General features: G+C 37.0%; 13 protein-coding genes. 9 read left to right on the plus strand and 4 right to left on the minus strand.

Going from position 1 to position 19,619, the window contains the following annotated elements; translation table 11 throughout:
- Positions 1–20: 20 nt before the first annotated feature.
- Entirely contained in the window at positions 21–1,889 is a 1,869-nt protein-coding gene (locus tag NIAKO_RS26670; RefSeq protein ID WP_014221572.1) for a hypothetical protein, read from the minus strand.
- A gap of 576 nt (positions 1,890–2,465) precedes the next feature.
- Between NIAKO_RS26670 and NIAKO_RS26675 the strand changes: the two genes are divergently transcribed.
- The 4 genes from NIAKO_RS26675 (at position 2,466) to NIAKO_RS26690 (ending at position 7,498) form a co-directional block, all read left to right on the plus strand.
- On the plus strand, positions 2,466–4,157 hold the full coding sequence (locus tag NIAKO_RS26675) for a nuclease-related domain-containing DEAD/DEAH box helicase (protein ID WP_014221573.1): 1,692 nt from the start codon (positions 2,466–2,468) through the stop codon (positions 4,155–4,157).
- Positions 4,158–4,167: 10 nt separating this feature from the next.
- Positions 4,168–5,160: a hypothetical protein gene (locus NIAKO_RS26680; RefSeq protein WP_014221574.1), complete on the plus strand. Its 993-nt coding sequence runs from the start codon at positions 4,168–4,170 to the stop codon at positions 5,158–5,160.
- Complete coding sequence (locus NIAKO_RS37230) at positions 5,157–6,839, plus strand: RecQ family ATP-dependent DNA helicase (protein ID WP_014221575.1); 1,683 nt, start codon at positions 5,157–5,159, stop codon at positions 6,837–6,839. Before NIAKO_RS26680 ends, NIAKO_RS37230 begins: the two co-directional genes overlap by 4 nt.
- A 152-nt stretch (positions 6,840–6,991) precedes the next feature.
- On the plus strand, positions 6,992–7,498 hold the full coding sequence (locus tag NIAKO_RS26690; RefSeq protein WP_014221576.1) for a hypothetical protein: 507 nt from the start codon (positions 6,992–6,994) through the stop codon (positions 7,496–7,498).
- A gap of 151 nt (positions 7,499–7,649) precedes the next feature.
- Here the strand turns inward: NIAKO_RS26690 and NIAKO_RS26695 are convergent, their stop codons facing one another.
- Positions 7,650–10,961 carry an NERD domain-containing protein gene (locus NIAKO_RS26695; protein WP_014221577.1) on the minus strand — a complete coding sequence of 1,104 codons (3,312 nt, stop codon included), beginning with the start codon at positions 10,959–10,961 and terminating at the stop codon, positions 7,650–7,652.
- Between the two features lie 175 nt (positions 10,962–11,136).
- The gene (locus NIAKO_RS26700; RefSeq protein WP_014221578.1) at positions 11,137–14,364 is read right to left on the minus strand and encodes an SNF2-related protein; all 3,228 of its coding nucleotides are present in this window, start codon (positions 14,362–14,364) and stop codon (positions 11,137–11,139) included.
- 782 nt (positions 14,365–15,146) lie between these two features.
- Here NIAKO_RS26700 and NIAKO_RS26710 point away from each other — a divergent pair.
- The gene (locus NIAKO_RS26710; RefSeq protein ID WP_014221579.1) at positions 15,147–16,919 is read left to right on the plus strand and encodes a hypothetical protein; all 1,773 of its coding nucleotides are present in this window, start codon (positions 15,147–15,149) and stop codon (positions 16,917–16,919) included.
- 92 nt (positions 16,920–17,011) lie between these two features.
- On the opposite strand, the gene NIAKO_RS26715 is transcribed toward NIAKO_RS26710, so the two are convergent.
- A complete protein-coding gene (locus tag NIAKO_RS26715) occupies positions 17,012–17,272 on the minus strand; it encodes a hypothetical protein (RefSeq protein ID WP_041347349.1) in 261 nt (86 codons plus the stop codon).
- 74 nt (positions 17,273–17,346) lie between these two features.
- Between NIAKO_RS26715 and NIAKO_RS26720 the strand changes: the two genes are divergently transcribed.
- The 4 genes from NIAKO_RS26720 to NIAKO_RS26735 all read left to right on the plus strand — a co-directional run bounded on the left by NIAKO_RS26720 (position 17,347) and on the right by NIAKO_RS26735 (position 19,531).
- The gene (locus tag NIAKO_RS26720; protein WP_014221580.1) at positions 17,347–17,814 is read left to right on the plus strand and encodes a hypothetical protein; all 468 of its coding nucleotides are present in this window, start codon (positions 17,347–17,349) and stop codon (positions 17,812–17,814) included.
- Positions 17,815–17,860: 46 nt separating this feature from the next.
- Complete coding sequence (locus NIAKO_RS26725) at positions 17,861–18,295, plus strand: hypothetical protein (protein WP_014221581.1); 435 nt, start codon at positions 17,861–17,863, stop codon at positions 18,293–18,295.
- Between the two features lie 123 nt (positions 18,296–18,418).
- Positions 18,419–18,781: a hypothetical protein gene (locus NIAKO_RS26730; protein ID WP_049815616.1), complete on the plus strand. Its 363-nt coding sequence runs from the start codon at positions 18,419–18,421 to the stop codon at positions 18,779–18,781.
- Between the two features lie 390 nt (positions 18,782–19,171).
- Positions 19,172–19,531 (plus strand): hypothetical protein, encoded by a 360-nt coding sequence (locus NIAKO_RS26735; RefSeq protein ID WP_014221582.1) that lies wholly within the window; start codon positions 19,172–19,174, stop codon positions 19,529–19,531.
- The last annotated feature ends 88 nt before the right edge of the window (positions 19,532–19,619 follow it).

The raw sequence follows: 19,619 nt of genomic DNA on the forward strand, positions 1-19,619 counted from the left end.
CATGAGAATTCTACCATTGCCTATTCCTTAGAAAATTGGAGGATGTCATATTCTTGCATGATATATTTTAATTGGGTTAAATCTACATTTTTTAAAATAGGCTCTCCCCTTGTCTTGCTCACGCTAACCCATTGTATGTTCCGTTCTTTCAAGATCATTTCATTCTGAGTTGATGGCTCATACCAGAACCATAGTTCATAAGATTTATCTTTTTGAGGATAATCGGCAAGCTTTCTCCGAACTTTTTCAATCACCTCCTCCCAATTCTGATTATTGGGGTTTAGTTTACATTCAATAAGTTTTATTTCATTGTCATTTTCCAGAATAATATCTTTTTCACCTCCTTCGCTTTTTTTACCAGTATTAATGCTTATTACACTGAACCTTTTTTTATAAAATATCACGTGGAGGGAATAGGTAAATAATTCAAAACAATAAGAACGGGAAGCTTGAATAATCAGTGGGATTAATTTGTTTTGATCAAGAATACTTACTTGCTCTTGTTTCTTCGTATACCGGTCCGTAAATTCTTGAAAATTTTTGAGCGAAATAACCAAAACACGGATCTCTATTTTCCTTGCCCTTTTATATTTTGCAATCAGCGCCTCCGTAGCTTTGTATTCACTTCCTGAAAATCCGGAATAGTCTCCACATGCATTCTGATAAATGACCCATCCACTATTATAATGACCTGCTGCGGATTGGGTATCTATAAGAATTCCGTAACTATAGTTGTTTTTGTTGTTGTCATTGGAGCTTGGATGGATAAATTTGACGATGACTATTTTTTTAAAATTACTTACTTCTTCATTGTGAAGGGAAACGGTTCCTGCGAGCATGGTATTAAATGAAGGTATGCCAAAATGTATTGCTGATTCGCGAGCGTTAACGACTTCAATGGGGTACCAGTACAGTCTATTCAGAATTTTATCTTCCGGAGAAAGGTGCGGAAAAGGGTCTTCTAACCCTTCAGCATTTAGCATCTTTGAGAAATAAAAACTTTTTTTGTATTTCCGAGACTCAAACTTCAGCAATGATTCAATTTCGTAAACAGGTAATTTATACTTTGCGTCAAGCTTATCGATAATCTCTTGTTTAATGCGCCAGAAATAGCTGTCCAGATTGTTTTGCTTTTCCAGGTCAAATTCTCTTTCAAAGAAGATTGAATTATCTGGCGGGTTCTCCTCATTATATTTATATTCTCGCCACGAATCCACCAAGTGAAGCCTTATAAGGCTTGACTTGTTAAATCTCTTTGATCCTAATAATCTTAACCACAAATATTGTAATGCATACTTATAACCCTCCAGGTAATAATTTTTCCGATTTTCTTTTTCCCAAGTAGCATTCATTGGGTTAAAAAAGTTACCTACGGGGCCGTTATTGTTTATTTGTATCAGATAAGTATGAGCAAAGTTGATTAGCGTTATCTTTTCCGCAATCGATTTTTTGGTAGAAGTCTTTGGCTTAGTAATTACGAGTTTCTTGTTAATCCGGGCAAATATTATCATTACTACTCTTTGAAACTCTTTAATTTCTTTCTCCAGTTCTGAAAAGTCTTTGGCCCTAATTATTTTCTTTACAAAAGGGTTTATCCGTTTTAATAAAACTGTTTTTTCACAAGAATTGGCAATTTTATGTAACGGGATCATTTCATGAATAGCTCTCTCAAGTAAAAGATCATTTTTTATTTTGAGCTGGTAATCGTTTGATATGCCATCCAGAAACGAGTTCAAACAACAACGGACCGCAAACAAATACCCTTCGAAAATCTGGGAACTGTTTTCGATGTCGTATTGGTTTTTCAACCATTTTCTGAAGTCTGTAACGTTGCCTAGCAGCCTTAACGTTTGCAAGGATGGTAAAATTTGAGTAAATAAATAGCCCATAATTCTATAACTTGTTTTGTAGTGGTTAAAGGCAATAGATGCCTATATGGAAGGATGGCCTGAGCTATATGCTTCTAAGCGTAACTCTTCCCAGTACCCCCCCCCGAAAATTTCCTTGTTAATAGCATGAATATCATTAATTTACGTAATATTTATATTTCTTAGTGATTGACATTGGTTATGGATCAATCGCTATCCAAATACAGTTTAGTCCACCCTTTTTCAGAAATACGATCTGATGGGCTTTAGTTTAAGAGAACTCTCTCTGCGATTTATTAACAGCAATGCGATTTTCTTACGAGAAATTAATGAAACTAAGAATAAGCCGCGTATTCGAAACACGTTTAAGGCTGTTATACCTGTTATGTCAAACAATCTTAAAATAAATTTGAACCTTTTTTTAAAATGCATAATTAATGGCTAATTCCCGTTAGCGTTATTCCTTTCAAACATTCTTCCTGCAGCTTAATTCAACGATATTCCAGCTTGCCATAGATGTGGGTCTTGCGATGATAAATATATTTTAGTATTTTTCAACAAAACTTCACCTTAAATGTATAAAATTAACCAAGAACAATGGCTTTGATGATACCGCACTCCCCCATGAACCCATATGAAGGTGAAGAAGTAGTTTTTCGCTCTCTTCAAACAGCGCTCGATGATGATTATGTTGTATTCCATTCCGTAAAATGGGTTGCTTCGTCTGCTAAATCACAAGGAGAGGCAGACTTTCTAATACTACACAAGCGGTTAGGCATTCTGATTATCGAAGTAAAAGGTGGTTACGTTAGAACGACAGAAAGGCTTTGGTTTCAACAAAACCGAGCTACTTTGCTTGAAAATGAAATGCAAGACCCATTGTCTCAAGCAGATAACAGTAAATGGAAATTTATCGAGGCCCTTAAACAGGCTAATCCACCTGTAAACGGTTGTTTAGTTTGCCATGCTGTTTGGTTTCCTTCGTTTAAATGGAGCTATCCTTTTCCTCCTAACTATGCTCCAGAAATAGTCTTCGATCAGGAAACGCTGATCGATCCCCAACCAGCAATTGAAAAAGCTTTTGCATATTGGGGAGAAAAGATTTTCCATTCAATATACGACCACGCTTGTTTTAATAGACTGAAGTTTATTATTGCGCCTGAATTTTCGGCTGTACCTTCAGTGAGATCAAATTTCGAAAATAGGGAACAGCTCTTTATATCTCTTACAAGAGAACAGGCAAGAATAATGGATTTTCTGGAGGAGCAAAGGATAGCGGTTATTTCCGGAAGCGCCGGTACCGGAAAAACGATGCTTGCTTTGGAAAAGGCAAATCGTTTAGGCGTGAAAAACGAAGACACTTTATTTCTATGTTATAACGAAGCTTTGAAAGATCACTTGGCTGCCAATAACCAAATAAGGTACGTCCATTTTAAAACAATTTATGAGCTAGCTGATGATTATTTCAAATACGATAAGCATATTTCACTGAATGATCTCACTGATCAACTTGTGGATCATGCCTGGAGTGGAAAAGATGAGTGGAAGTACAAACATGTCATTGTAGATGAAGCCCAGGATTTTAACTCTTTTTTTATCGAATTTTTAAAAGAAATCACCTCAGGATGCTTTTATGCATTCTATGACAAGAACCAATGTATTTTCCAGGATACCCAATTGGAGTGGGCAAACAATGCAGAATGTAAGATAACACTTCATACCAATTGTCGAAATACGAAAGAAATAGCAAGGACTTCGGCCAGAAATATCGGATTAGATAGTAAGACTTTTATCAATTCTCCCATAAAAGGTGAGCAATCTTTCATTACTGAATATAGTTGCCCAGAAGAAGGTATTCAGATGATTGAGCGCATTGTTACCAAATTACTAAAAGAGAAATTGGCTTTACCTGAAGATATTGTAATCCTTACAATGAAAAATTGGGAGACTTCAATACTTCGAACTAAAAAAAATATCTGTCAAAAGCCATTTTCCAGGCTGCTGAAAAGTGGATATATCTGCGTTAATACTGTTGGTGAATTCAAAGGGCTTGAAGCTGGCTATTTAATCATTACAGAGATAGAAGTTAATAAATATGTTGACAGTCATTACAGGAATAGATTGTACATCGGTTGTTCCAGGGCAAAACAAGGGTTGTATATGTTGCTTGATAACCCGCAGGAAGAGGACTTTGCTGTTGCCATGGAGGCAATTGAACCAAAGAAAAAGGTAAAGAAGAACAAGATTAATTTTTTTCAAAAACTTGCTGTTTCTGAATTAGCAATATAAAAACTGCCATATGCTGCGTTCTAATATTAACACCGACAGATCTGACTTCGACAAAATCAAGGATGAAATCCACGTTGCAAAAGTGTGGGCGTGTATTGAAAAGAACATTCCGGTTTACTTTCAAAAAATGATTGAGGTGGAAGACGAACTGGCTGTATTAAAGGTTAATGGAAATTTTAAAGTCAAAGCGTCCGTAGGAGACTTAAAAAAAACGTTGAAAGCAATCTTTGATGATGGGTTTTCGCATTATAAAAGGGAGGATAGCAAATACCAAAAGTTTTTCTCAGAAGAAAGCATGCATGAGTTTGAGGACGATGACGACCCTAAAACATTTAAATCAGCTTTAGCTACCAAAGTGCCCGTAATTCTGAAAGCAAGGAATTCGAAGCGCGAAACTATGCACGAATGGCAGGAGCGGTTTGCTCATTCGAAACCTGCCGATGTATATGGGATCTTCTTTAATCTGATGGGGTTTATGAATGAATTTGAAGATGGGGTAGATTCTTCTGAATTTATGAAAATCGATACCCTTACAGAATTAGAGAAGTTGACAGTTCTTAACAACGATGACGACTATAATGTACCTGGAGTTATAGGGATGGGAATAAAGTCCACGGTCCTTTATTTTCTGAACCCGGAGTTTTACTTGTGTGCCAATAAGAATACTTTATATGGACTTTATTTTTTGTCTGATTGCGAAAACTTCAGCCTTCCAAGTGGATCTAATGAATTTATTATGATCAATGATTTAAAAGTGGAAAGCAGCAGAAGAAATAAAGTTAATTATCTGATAGATCAAAACTATTGGTACCCATATGACCTTTTTATCTTATACGGTCTTAGAACATACAGGTTATTAAAAGATCTATGTGCCAGGCATAAATACATGTTAGATGATGAAAATTGTTTTGTTCACTTGAATACGTTCATGGCGAAAATATGGGACATGAAGATTGATGTAATCAAAACCATGACTGGTGGTGACCAGGAAGATGCAAGATGACGAATAGAGAAATTTTAAAGAAGTACTTTGGGCATGAAAGCTTTAAAGACATCCAGGAAGAAGTGATTGTAAACTTGTTAGCTGGCAATAATTCATTGTGTCTAATGCCAACAGGCGGAGGCAAATCAATCATTTATCAGGTTGCCGGCCTACAAACCGGAAAAATTACAATTGTAATTTCTCCATTGCTGGCGTTGATGAAGCAGCAACACAAGAGATTGGAAGAACAGGCAATTAGTGTTCTTAGCTATAATAGTAGTATTGGTGATTTAAAGACACAATATAATAAATTAAGGAAGGCTTTTTCTGGTGCAGAACAGCCTAAATTCCTGTTTGTTTCTCCGGAAAAGATGTTATCAGATGGCTATTTGGAATTTATTATAAAAAAATACCGATCAAAGATTGGTTTATTCGTAGTAGATGAGGCTCATTGCATTTCTCAGTGGGGACATACTTTCAGACCTTCCTATAAAACGATTCCCTTATTTATTCAGAATGTTTATGGAGCAGATAAGGTGCCGCCGATCTTGTGTTTGACAGCTACGTTGAACCCTTTGGATAAGGCAGAGATTTGTGAAGAGCTTAATATTGAAGACAAAAATACTTTTATAAGCCACCATCTTTTAAGGAATAATTTGCATTTATCTATTCTTGAGCAAGTGGATAATAATACAGAGAAAAAAGACCAATTAACGGAAATATTGAATAGGCATCATGATCAAAAGATTATAGTCTATACCCACATTAAGGCGAGGGATTATGGGACCCGAGAAATGGCTAAAGCATTTCAGGAAAAAGGGTTTAATTGCCACCACTTCGACGCGGATATGTCTGATAATGAAAAACTGGCCATACTGGAGCAGTTTGAAAGCGGTGAATTGAAGATCGTTTTTGCTACAAGCGCATTTGGAATGGGGATAGATATTCCTGACATACGGGTTGTGGTACATTATCTTATTCCTGAAAGCATAGAACAATATTATCAGGAAGTTGGTAGAGCAGGCAGAGATAAACAACCTGCACATTGTTATTTGCTATTTTCAGAAACAAACTTCAAAATCAGAAGAGATCTAATCAAAAAATCTTTGCTAAAGACAAAAAGAATTAAAGACATTTTTGAAACATCTATTAAACCGGTCTCAAATGCAAATTCCATCCTGAAAAAGAAGAATGAAGATAATACCTCAAATGATAAAGTTTATTCTTTAAGCAAGATCGATATTAGAGAAGATAACTCTGAAATGGTCATTTTCCTATATCTGTTAAAGAAACGATTTATTCAGCTTGAAGGAAAGGGGATACAGTTTTTTGATTGTTTTGATGATAACAGTAACAGCGCGTTATATAATCTTATGAAGGGGGCCTCTATAAACGGAATGATTACCAGGATTGCTAGGAAACTCAATAAAAGCATACAACAGGTGAATCATGATATTTTCACAATGTTTAATCATGATGAGATTAAGTTGAACAGAGTTCCTATAAACGTTTTAAACTATAAAGTTGTATCTGAATTAACGGATGATTTATCATCAGAGTTGCATGATGTATTAAATCTGCGAGTTAAAAATAGACTCGAAAACTTTGAGAAATTAGTTGAACTTATTCGTCAAAAAGAAAACCCGATTCAAGCTGTATCCAAACATTTGGGGATAACTGTTGCCTTTGGCTACTCATAACTGGGGTGAGAAAAGAATGCTGTTCGCTCTATAAAGCAAGCACCATTAATATCTTGGGTCTTTTTAAAAATTGAACTTAATTAATTTCCCTCTGTTCATTTTCGTAATGTAGTTGCCAATATCGTTTCATTTATCTATTAAATATAGGGTTCATGTTGCTTGATTTGTCTAGTATAGAAGTCAAACTTAGCCAGGTTATAGATGCTAACGCCACTTTCAATAGAGGAATATTCACCGTCGAAATAAAGCATAAGTTTGCCTCCCTTTTTGAATCAACAAGCTTTGAAATTTATGCGAATAAAATAGGAGATGACCCTAATTGCTATTTTAGTTATTCGCAGGAATACTTGTATGATTTGACAGTTTTTGAAGAAAAACCTTCTTCCCGTGCAGATATTAATTTTATTGTAAAAACAATACTCGTTTTAGAATCGGAATGGTCGGGCAACTTTAAGGAAATTATTGATGACTTTCAAAAATTATTAGTTGCCAATGCTATTAATAAAGTTTTAGTTTTTAAATGTCATTCTACTGAGCTTGATGGTTACATCGGATTTATGAACCAAAATATTAAGGAGTATATAGGTGGTTCTGGTAATTATCTTCTAATTTCCTATATCAATGATATGCATAAATTCATTATAAGAACGGCTAATTGATCTAATTTTTGTCGCAGATTCATTTATACTTTACCGCTGCTCAGTGAATATACAATTTAAGAGTACTGTTAATTGGTTTGAAAATAAGCCGAAAGATTGGTGACTTACGGTATCCGCCCTTGCCTAAAATATAATGAGAAGCTAATTTTTATCAAATCAAATTTTTTTCCTGTAGCTTTTTAATTGCCTTGATTGCGTGGGAACCAAATTCAGAATGATCAGCCATCTGCTTCAATAATGGAATGTCCATAGTATTACCAAATGCTTCCAAAAAAGTAATGGCATGCGTAATCACAGCATCTTTTTTATGCCAGTGGTAAAGTGGAAGTTGATCTTCTATATGTTGAATAGCATGCCGGCAAATTCTTGCCACCCGATCCGGAAATACATCATGGATCATTAAAGGGGCAACTTTTAAATTATATCCGATATCGTGGTTGCGTAGGGCAGCATATGATTGATACAGAATATCTGTCGCTAGGTTCATCGCATCACGTTCAAGATAAGACCAAGCTTTTTCACAATTTGGCTTTATTTCAGCTCGATTCAAATCAGACCTGTTGATCCAATAACAAATAAATGCTACTGCTGAAAGTGCATTATCCCTAATTGTTGAAAATGTTCCTATTCTTACATCAAGGGAATTCCCGAATTGTCCGAATATACAATGAACCAGCAAATAAACAGCAAGGGCATCTTGCGGCATATTTGATTTCTCATCTGGCGGCTCATAGAGCCACCTTTCCAAATACCTGCCAACGCCGGGATCACTGAACTTAGCAAGAGATAGGATAGCAGATGTCGTAAAAAAATTGTCATCAATTCCCCTCACTACCATAATCATAAAATCCTTTCTTTCAGATTCTGGCAGTTCATAAATCGCGTTGCTATAAGCACCTGAATAAGGATGATCAAAATGCGCATAAAAAAGGCCAACTGCTATGGACCAGCTTTCTGGATTTTCCTTGTCGGAGAGAATTTTCTGAAGCCGGAGATTTACACTTTTCTGCTCTTCTGCCTCTTCATTCTCAAATGCACCTAAACGACCAAGCACATCGAACGCATTTGTATTCATCATCGGATTATTATTATCCATAATGCCATGAATTGCATCGATCAATTGCAGTCGTTCATTTTCCGTTTTCCAAAAAGAACCTGCTCCTTCCAGTAAGTCTATTTGCAAGTGATAGGGCAAAAATTTCCATTTTTGTGTAAGACAATGAAGAATTATCGGATATAATGGAAGTATTCCCTCATTGAACCTACACAATGTCAACGCTGTGTACAGGGTTCCGTTAGACCATGATTCAATACCGATCACAGATGTGACATTGCTAGGAACAAATTCGTTTTGCATGCGCAATGAAACAAGCCCTGAGTGCAAGGTTGATATGATGCAGGATAAACCGCAGCCCCGGTCAGAGAAAGGGCAATAAATCGCAGCGAATAAATCACTACGGATCGCTATTTTTTTCTCTTTTGCTTCAGGGAGCAATCTTGCAAACTCCTTTTCCAGTGTTTTGTCTGCAAGCCGGGCTACCTGAAACACCTCTTCAAAATAGTGACCGTGCAGAAGTAGTTCGGGAATTGCATAAATAAAAGCCATCTCTGGCTGACTCCACTTAAATTTAGTTTCTTCCGTCATCACAACGTTTCTAAAACCATCCTGTCTGATGTTAAACTCAAGCTGTTGGACCTCAGTATCCAGTTTTTTAAAAATGCTGACAAATCGCGCAGTTGTCCAGTGGCGGGCTGATTCTCCTCCTTCCCCGAGATAGAATTCTACTATCAATTGAGGATCATTAATTGTTTCGAGTACAGTTGCAAGAACAGCTTCATCGGTAATTGCGCCTACGAGGAACATCCGGCTATTACAATTTATAGGCATCGTCAGTGCTGATGACAGAGCATGCGGGTCATGCCCTAACCGCTTGGCGATATCGGCTGCGGTATAGGAATGAAGAAACAGCTCGTGGCCAAAACTGAATTTATCAAAGTACCTTGTCAATAGTTTTTCGCGGACCAAAATGTCAATAATCCCATGAGGTACATCCAACTCTTCAATTATTTCCTCCAACTCCCTCATGGTCAGAACGAATGATATGCGGCCGGACAAATAGTGAGCAATATGCGAAAGTGTTTTGGTTCCTTCAGCCGAGCGTGTATCCAGTTTTTTACGGACGTAATAGTCGAAAAGGGCGAATTTACTTTTGCCTGAAAGGTTATAGGCATTCATATCCCCAATAATCATTGCTTCCAATCCGGAAGTAGCAGTTAACAACAGTGGTTCAAGCTTTTTACTATTTTCTGAAAAGCTAAATTTTTCTGCAATTTGCTTTTTGATTTCGAGATCTGGGACGAGTGCTGCGATCAATTCTAAATTCAACGCAGAACAGCCAGACTGATGGTTTTGAGATACGATGATTGTATTTGCGGAATACCGAGCGCATAATGCAATAAGGCAGCGGTCTATTCTTTTTTGCTTTTCATGGCTACATTCGTTGTATCCATCAACTATTACAGTTATTGCTTTTCCCAATTTTTTGCAGATATCAAAAAAGATAGCTGCGGAGGGAGCGCCCAACAATTTGATCTCTTCGTCTAAAACGGGTCCCAACAAAGAGCCAAAATACTTCGCCTCTATGTAAATCGCTATATGGTCGTCTTTCGCCAACTGCATAACCAGCCATTTGGCCATGAGTGTCTTTGAGCAACCGGATGGACCGGCTATCAGGAGATTTTTGTTATTGGCTGCCATTTCAGCCATTTCCTGTAGCGTTATTTTTTTATCGTTGTATATGCAGCTAACCGGAACAAATGTGTTAGTGTAATCTTTATAGGTATCGATGAGTGATTTGTTATATGTTGCCAATAATTGTTCGTAATGGTAAAGTTTTGGGCTTAGGGCAGCACCTGCAACTGTTACGGGCTGGATATGATTGGCAGCAAGAAAGTTTTTCCATTCCTGTATTGTGCACCCGTTTGCTTCCTTTGTGTCGTAGAACGGGTTTAGCGTCGCAAGTGAAACGATATCAACCTTGTGGTCGCTGACAGGTATATGAGATGCAGGATGCAGGCCCGGTGCGAATAAGAGCTGCGCGCGCGCATATGGCACTTGTCTTTTCAGAAAATGTGACAGTTGGTCCTTCACTGCATAACCGGCCTTTATTGCCTGGTCATAATAATTTCGGATGGTGGCCCATGTTGTTACGGAGGTTTTTTGCGACCAGGGGCCATTAACATCACCCCTAATTTCACGTTGTGTACCTTTTACTTCAAATACATAATAGGTTTTGTCAAATGCTACGATGAGGTCAACCTGAGTTTGGCCGATATTTACGTTTGCAATCAGTAGTGACTCCCTATCTTTACTGCCAACAAGTTTCAAGATAGCCTCAAAGGCCATTCTCTCCGACTCATATTCGATTGGTGACCCTGTATATATGGTGACTTTAGATGGCATAGCTTACAAAGTTAGTTTCGAGGATAACGTTTTTTAATGCCTTATTAAACAATGACGAGTGTTTCAGTATCTAATTTACAAAACCTGGTCTAAGTTGACCGGAGAGTCTTCTGGAACATTTATGACGTGTCATCGCTAGGTGTATATTCCATGTCATCGTAGTTAATTAATGGGTTTAGGATTTCTTTACTGAAATAATGCAAGCTGAAATCATTTCATCAAGTCCTGTGGCTGTTTGGCAACCTTCGTATATTTCGGATAGCTCCTCGTTGGATAGCGTCACATCTTTTATTGTTAAATCTTTAAGCGTAATTACTTTGCGACGACTGAGCTGTTTGCTTCTTTTCATATCAATGATAGGTTGCAATACAACTAGCCAACTGTCAGCGAACCGGTCGAAATCGACGATTGAATTATCACTTATTTTATGACTTAATATATTTAAAAGTTTCTGTATTAATTCCCGCCTTGCGATGGTTATATCTTTTTCGTGAGACAGGTATTGTTTTAAAAGTCTCTCCGCCACATTGAGCGCACGTTTTTTCTTATTTGGAAGTAATGATTTTTCGACCATTCTCAATTTTCGAATAACTGAATTTATTTCAAGATCTGTATTGACATCGTTCCATTTTCGTTGGATAATATCAGTTCTCTTTAAGTATATTTCCAGCTTTTCAGCGATGATCGAAAAATCAGTGAAAGTTTTGCTGGTTTCATCAATAAAAAGCCATTTAGGGCTTCTCGTTGACGTGCCTCTGAAACAAAAGAAACTCCACGAGCATTCGGATTCTAAAAAACTAATAGCACTCTTTACAGTAGCGTCAATGTCCATGTACAACTCATAGGTTTTTTTATCTATTAGTGCATTTTTTCCGTATATGAGGTTATTTATATTTTGTGTGCTGTCCTTCACGCCCTGCCAATCGGATTCTTCCTGCGAATATTCATGAAAGGTTTTGATATATTTTTTGATGTCAAATCCACTTTTCAGATATTTATCATAGAGTTTTTGGGGGATATCTACATTTCCTCTTATTAGCCTATCGGTAAGGAGCAAAGTTTCAATTATCTTTCTATCACCGTTTAAAGAGAATTCAACTGAGTCATCTGGCCAGAAAGCATAGATTCTGTCGTGCTCGCTATCCATTCTTTCAAGCCTGCCAATTCGTTGTTCGATTATTCGTAAAACGCTAGGCATGTCAAGAAGTGCCAATGCTTTTGCTGATGGTAGGTTTATTCCTTCTGACATTGCGTCGGAACACAACGCAATTAGTTTATCCTGGGAATCAAATTTTAAGTTTGATAGATTTTCCTGGACAAGCCTTCGATTTCTTTCATTTTGCCCGGTTGCGACAATAACTTCCGTATCAGTTTTCTCTATTTTTAGCAAATAGTCCAAATAATCCAACGTTATTACAGTGGAATCGAAGGCAATCACTTTCCCAAATTCATTCGCTTTTTGAAGGAGCATTTTTGCTTTATGTAATTCGCGCTGACCGGAAAGTTCTTTACAAAGAGCTCCAATTTTATTGTATATAGAAGATTCATTTTCGCAGGCTTCAATATATGACTCTTTATTCAGGATCCAGTGATGCTCAGATTGTAGCCAGCTTGGGGGGAATAGAATTTTTGGGACATTTATTTTGCATCTCTGAATCGTACCTAATAGATTTCCCGTTTTGGATTTTGATGAGTGTATATTGTAGTGAAGATTTGCTGCGTCCGAGCCATATAGATACTCGAAAAGTGCGACGTTTGATGATCGTAAAGAGGATTTAATCTCAAAGGCTGCAAGGGCTGGAGCGGAATTGAATCTTTGGACTATGTATTGTCTTTTTTGGTCTTCGTTTGCATAGTAAACGGGAATAGTCAGTTTTTGCAGGTAGTTTATCCCTTTTAAGCCAATAAGCAATTGGTGTATTTCTCTTGCAATTTGTCTATCTCGTGGAGTTTCTCCGGTTGAATAGATATCTGATATCGTTTTAGGATACTTACAAAGATGTCCGTTTCTGTTTTTGTAGAAATGGGGTTCATTTGCAATTAGTTTGTTTAATTCTTTTTTTGTCCTTCTTACAATAAACTGATTTATATAATCCCTCAATCGATCCAAATGCTTGTCATCAACTAGCCCATATTTACTATTTCGTAATAGTATATAACTTTCCAAGTCGGGATCACTTAAGTTATCGATGTCTAATAATTCGATCAGGCGAAGTAAGTCCTCGGCTCGTTTATTGATTGGCGTAGCTGTTGATAGGATAATATGTGATGATCTTTTAGGACGTAGACGGAGGCTGCGCTTACTTTTCCAATTGTGGTAGTGATGCGCTTCATCTATTAACAGGATGTCAACCTTTTCAATTTCCCGTTGTAACTTCTCAATGCTTTTTCCTTTGCTGTTACTCAATTTACCCATAGATTCAATCTTATTTAAAAGAGAGAATCTACTACCTTCTGCTTCCCAGTTTTCACATACCTGTTTAGGTGCAATTACCAGCGCATTTGAACGGTCTTTTCGACCATTTTCGCCAAGCCAGTGAAAAAGCGTATAAGCTAAGGTTGTTGCTAATTTGGTTTTTCCGCTACCCGTTGGGTCGGCAAGCAGCACATTACCCTGGTCTTGAATTATACTCATTGCCCTTGCAATTGCCATCTTTTGGGAAGGCCATAGTTCAGTGTTTACAATTGACTGGTAAAGGATAGGAAAATCTTTCATCCACTTATTTTCCTTTATTTCCGCAATCGCTCTGGCGAGTGCTTCTTCCCAAATGGCATCTTTAAGAAGGCTATTGAGCAGATCAATTATCTCTTTATTGAAATCATCTGAAAGTTCATAATAATTTTCAGCAAGCAGTTTTATTGAATCGTATTGTAATTTTTCAGTCAGATCCGTCTCATTTCCTACGCGTATATTGGCTTCTCTTTGATGGAGCAATCCCGATTTACTAAAATTAGAAGAACCGAGCATTGCATATCGATCTCCTACATATAATTTCGCATGGAGCCTTTTCTTAAATCTAAAATCGATCAGCTGTTTATTGATTTTTTCTATTATATTAATCTTGGCGCTACACAGCTTAATACTAACTCCTTGTTTAACCCAGAATTCCTTTATTTCTGCCGGCAGGGAGTGACTCACAATTCTTTTACTTATTCTTTGGTCAATGTCAAATCCTACGACAATTCTCGCTTTCTGAAGATTGGGATGATCAGTCGCACCAAATGTTTCTACGATATGTGACAACGAGGTAAATCCAGTAACAACAATGAAGTTTTTTGTATTTAAAATATCCTTTTTAAGGATATTATTAACCTGAGCGCCCTGGGTTTCTTCATTAATAGGAAATTTATCTTGTGCGGGCCAGTTCCGGTTGTAGTCGTGGTCGAATAGTTCTTTTTGCATGGATGAAATAAAAAGACAATGTTAGAAGGGAGGGCCGGATATGCGTAATTGATTGCTAATCACTGAATAATGCAAATGCATACTTTAGACCAAGATACAAAATTGTTATAAGTCTTATACGTCGCGATAGAAATAAAGCTCTGGATAACTTGGTAAATATTGGTTGGCGCCACCTTTTTAGAGGGATAGCCTACTTTTGAAACAACGTTGGCGAGATCGCAAGCCAGGCAAAAAGCCACTTTGCCGGATGCCAGTTTCATAAAAAGCCCAGACCTCCTGGATTTAATTGGCAATACACGCTAGTCGTATTCCTGGAATGAATTTGTACTCCACCGAGCTGATCAATACGCTAAAAAGGAAATGATCATAAAGGAACACAAAGCCCGCCGTTGTGATCGTAAGTTTCGGATGTTCTCCTAAATTTTACATATAAGCAATTGCAGGAGTAAGAGAAAGCTGGCAAAAAATTATCGGGAATTGAACTGTGCATGGACGATATTAATGCGTATCTACTACGGGATTTTGAAGCATTTCTGGTGAAGCAGAGTAATGGAAATAATATCAATGTAAAGATGTTTAAATTTTTAAGGAACTGGTACCAGGATGCCATTTAAAGAAAAAAGTTGATAGCGCCAATCACTTCAGCAAGTATAAAATTCAAGAGAAGACCGTTAATAAAGAGAAGCCTACCGACGATCAGAGTTCGTTTTTTATTTTATTATGGGATATATTATTGAATATTATGTCCATTGAATACATTCAGATGATTAGTATCTTCCTACATGCAAAAAATTAAATTATCCGATATTAAAAAGGGCAGGATAAGTTTTGTTCAATTATGCCAGGAAATAGAAGCAAGACTTTTAAAACAAGCCTATTTTTTAACCGACGAAACCTTAATCGTTCACGCTTGTCTGAGCCACATTGATATAAAAAAGCTCGACCCTTCCACCGAAATAGTTGCCTTCTATGCAAAAGAGGTAATGGGGAACTTCATTAAAACTGTTACCGAAGAGGAGAGTATAAATACCTTTTTCAGAGCCATACTTAGTCTGGAAACGTTGCCAATTCATAATAGACTAAAATATGAGAATGAAGCCAAAGAGGATTTACAAGGGTTAGATAAGTTGTTAGATCACTATAAAGAGCAGCCATTTATTAAACGATTTCTGGCGGAAGCGGCCAAACCAAGAGATCACGAGGAGCGAATATTGCATGAATTTTTTCTTCGAGCTACGAGCAAACGAAATGAGGTAATCGATTACATTCTTCACAAAGTGGGAGATATCGCCATTGAAAGATCGAAAATACAATATGCGGAACATGGTGCTTGGAAAAGTCAATCCGATATTATGAAAAAAATGCATGTTAAATGGGACTTTCCTTATAGGGAAGTATACGTTGCTGTCAATGATTGGAAAGTTGGCATCGACTATGAAAAATTGGATTACCGAAAAATAAATCTCATCCGTAACAAAACTCGAATGCTAAACTCTAGTCCGCCGATTCAGCATACATTTAGCCCGGAAATTAAAAAGGAATTTCTAAAAAACTATAAAGATGCGAAGGTTTTACCTATATTAAACGAGATGATTCAGAAGGTACAAGAATTGCCTATTTTGAAGAAGAGAGTTGCTATTTTTAAAGAACTTAAGGCTTTATATCTGTCTAAAAGGTGGTACGGTTTGTATGCGCTGGCACTCCCACAAATTGAAGGAATTTTTACCGAGATGAACCAGATCGTTAAGCCTAAGAAATATTCAACTGGCTCACTTACTGATAAAGTCCATGTAATAAGGGAGTATTCAGGATATGCGGATTATTCTTTTGACTATTATGAATATTATTTACCCAAACTACGAAACAAGTTTGCTCATACAGGTAGCGATGAAGAGATCAAGCTAAAATCTTTTATGGTACTCTTGGATCTTAAGCATCTAATTATAGTTTTTGAAGAATTAAACTCCCCACTGATCGAAGCAGATGGTATAATTAAATCAGGAGCTACTCATTTTTCACACGTTGGTCGAATTTCGCATTTTTTAGAATTACTTAATGAGTTAAGTAATAGTGGACAACTAAAGGAAATTATTTCGCCTGCAGAAGAATTTATTTATGGACATTTGATACCAATTATTGAGCAGCCATCTTTTTTTTCGAACTTACAGTTGGATTTTTCTGAAGCCCTTACACGGTTTGAAGATCATGTTGATAATATGTCGCTGGTCTATAACGATAAGGAGTTTAAACTGTTTTCTCTAACTAAATCGGAATTTAATATCCGAATCAAAGAATTAGAAAAATTACTTGAAAGTGACATAAAAATATTATATGAGGAGGATTTAAAGTTTCTTTTTGATGTTCATTACTTTGTTAAAAACTTCGTCAAGGTATTTCCTAATCCACCTGGTGAATTCAAGACCTTATTAAAACAGTTTGGTGAGGTTAACAGGACTCACCTTGATGTTATAAATAATTTAGCCGCACGAATAAATATCGAAATTCCGGATGAATACTTGCTATTAACTGAAAAATTACGACATCGATTAGTGTAGTAAATCTCTAATAAAGATCCTTAAGATGAGAAGGAGATCAGAATGGTACCAAGGCGTTTGGTTTTATAACGTGGCCGCTAAACAAAATCCAATCAATTTAATAAGGCAATTACAGCCGTAGCAGGTGTACTGTTGCAACGGATAATGTCAAGGCTAAAATTGCCCTTGCTGTCGCTAACCATAACGCGGCAATGTAAATTGTCTATATTTATATCTACAAAACCAGTGGTAACAGGAAGGGCATCACAATTGATCAGATTGCCGTTTATGTGAAGTGTTGAAGAGACCGCCGCGGTAATGGTAACATTGCCCAGATTGGCAGTGGTGGTAAATAAAGCCGCAACTGAAACCAATTTAAGGAGCCTATGGAACAGTTCAGGCTATTAAGAGTTAGTGAAAGTATCAAACAAATAAATCTAAATTCCCTATGATGACATCAATACCCGATATACAACACATATTAATTATCCTTGAAGTGGCAGGTAAACAAGTCTTGTTTATTATTCTTGATGAGGAAGGATCTATTAACAGGAAGGGCAATGGGAGCCCTGATTGCGAGGATAATGATTTGTTTATTGGCATTACAAGCAAAAATTTATTTAACCAGATTAAGCCATTCATTACTGAAGAAATGCAAGAGTTTTGGGGAAATAAATATGATTTGCCGGATAAAAAAGGACGGTTATGCTGTTTAAATATTTTATACAAAGACGATAAGATCGAGACAGGAGTTCAATTCCTTTATGGCGAATTTTCTCAGGGGCCGCCAAATCCGTTTAGGACCTTAGTGATAAAAGCTGTAGAATTAACCAATAATTGGCATGAACAACAAAAGCGAATAGCTTTTGAAAGTATAATTGCAAAAAAAGCTAAACCCTGGTGGAAATTTTGGTAAACAATGTTGATGCTTTCCCCACTTCAGCCAATAAAGGAATTATAAAATGAGAACTGATAAAACAACTATTATTACGTCTGAAGTGCTGAACAGCCTGGAGAAGGCATGCAATATTAAAGAGCTGGTTACAGAACAAGAATTTATCGATGTGCTTAAACTGGATAAGGCAATTATCTATATGCTGGTTGATTGGTCTGGTCCAGAAAGAATATCACGTTATTTAGTTTACCAAGTACTCACTGACCTTGGCCCGGAAGAAGGAATACCAGTATTTAAAATTGATTGCTCAGATCAAACCAAAGAATATATTGTCCGTTGGCTTGTTAAACAAAGAGAAAGCAATAAAGAGTTGTATTATGGCGGTTGGGGCGAAACTTTATTTCTTAACCTTGGAAATATTGTCGATTTTATAGGCAATCCCGCAAAAAACGGACGTATGAAAACAGAAGAGAAATTGGCTGAATGGAAAAAGAGCGAATAAGATGTAGCTACTATTCGCCGGAAGTGGAATATTAACAATACAACAATGTTTCAGTAATAATTCTTTATATTTTCGACATCAGCTGATGCTTGATCTGATAATTTTTAAAATACTTTAAATGTTATGGACGAGGAAATCTACGGTATAGATATTGACCACGCGCATAAGAGAGCCGTGGAACTTATTCCTGAAGAATTCTTTTGGAGTTGTATTGACGAACTTGCGCCATTTGGGTCAGATGAAGGTGACACTGCCCTTGCTGAGTTTAGAGATTGGCGTAAACAAAACCCTAAGATCCCAACAATAGAGTGTTTAAAATGGGTCATTGAGAGTGTCGGAGAAATGAATTTCAAGGATTACAATCAGGAATTTTTAGAACGGAACGGAATAAAAGAAGCCATCAAGGATGAAGACTGTGGCCAACAATATCTATACACATTGGATAACTCTGTAATTGTCACAGGTTTCATTCATTTGGTAGGCTAAGGATTAATCGATGTGCCGAATAAACCGATTATTCAGTTTGCCATAACTAAGCAAATTATTTGGGCTGAACTTTCAACTGATTGTAAGCACGCTGACGAATACATTGACAACTTAAAAGTTTTGAACAGAGCACTGGAATTAGCCTAACTTAAAAGAAATTATCTGGAAGATATTTTATCTATCAATTGTTTTACAGGTCTAATACGAATAAATAATTCTTTTAATTGGTTCGACAATCTGCCGGTGGACTCCACATCTTTCAAAGGTCTGCAGCAATGCGGGCCTTTTTTGTTTTGCAGAACCTTCCGAAGTAGGAATTAGCTCAGTTGAATAAGAGCGTCCCGACGAATCACTGTACTCACTATCTTTGCGACATCTATGGCAAACAATATGACATACGAAGAACTGGTAAAAAAGCATCCTGGCTCTCTGGTGGAAAAGATCGTGACAGAAGTATTAAGCAAAGATACCGTCGACGTTTACTTTGAAGATGAAGAAGACGAACAATGGGCTGTAATAAAAGTGCATATCTATGAAGAGGACAAGGAGATGGCAATCCGGTTACTATCCGGTAACAAATGGATATTGCAGTTTGGATATTATGATGATGAGGATGAATTCATTGAGCTGCTTCAGCCTCTTGCTCAGCCGGAAATTGACCTGATTCCCAAGGGCCTTCAAAAGGTCATGCTAAAAGTTGTGGCGAGTGAAGAAGGCTTGCGGCTTCCGGGAAATTTTTTATCCAGATAAAGCCGAACTTTTATACAGAACATTTTCCAGGCAACTTTATTTTACGGGCACAGAGTTATAAGTCATGTCGTTTCTATCAGGTACCTTA

Source organism: Niastella koreensis GR20-10 (assembly GCF_000246855.1).
In the GTDB taxonomy this organism is placed as follows: Bacteria; Bacteroidota; Bacteroidia; order Chitinophagales; family Chitinophagaceae; genus Niastella; species Niastella koreensis.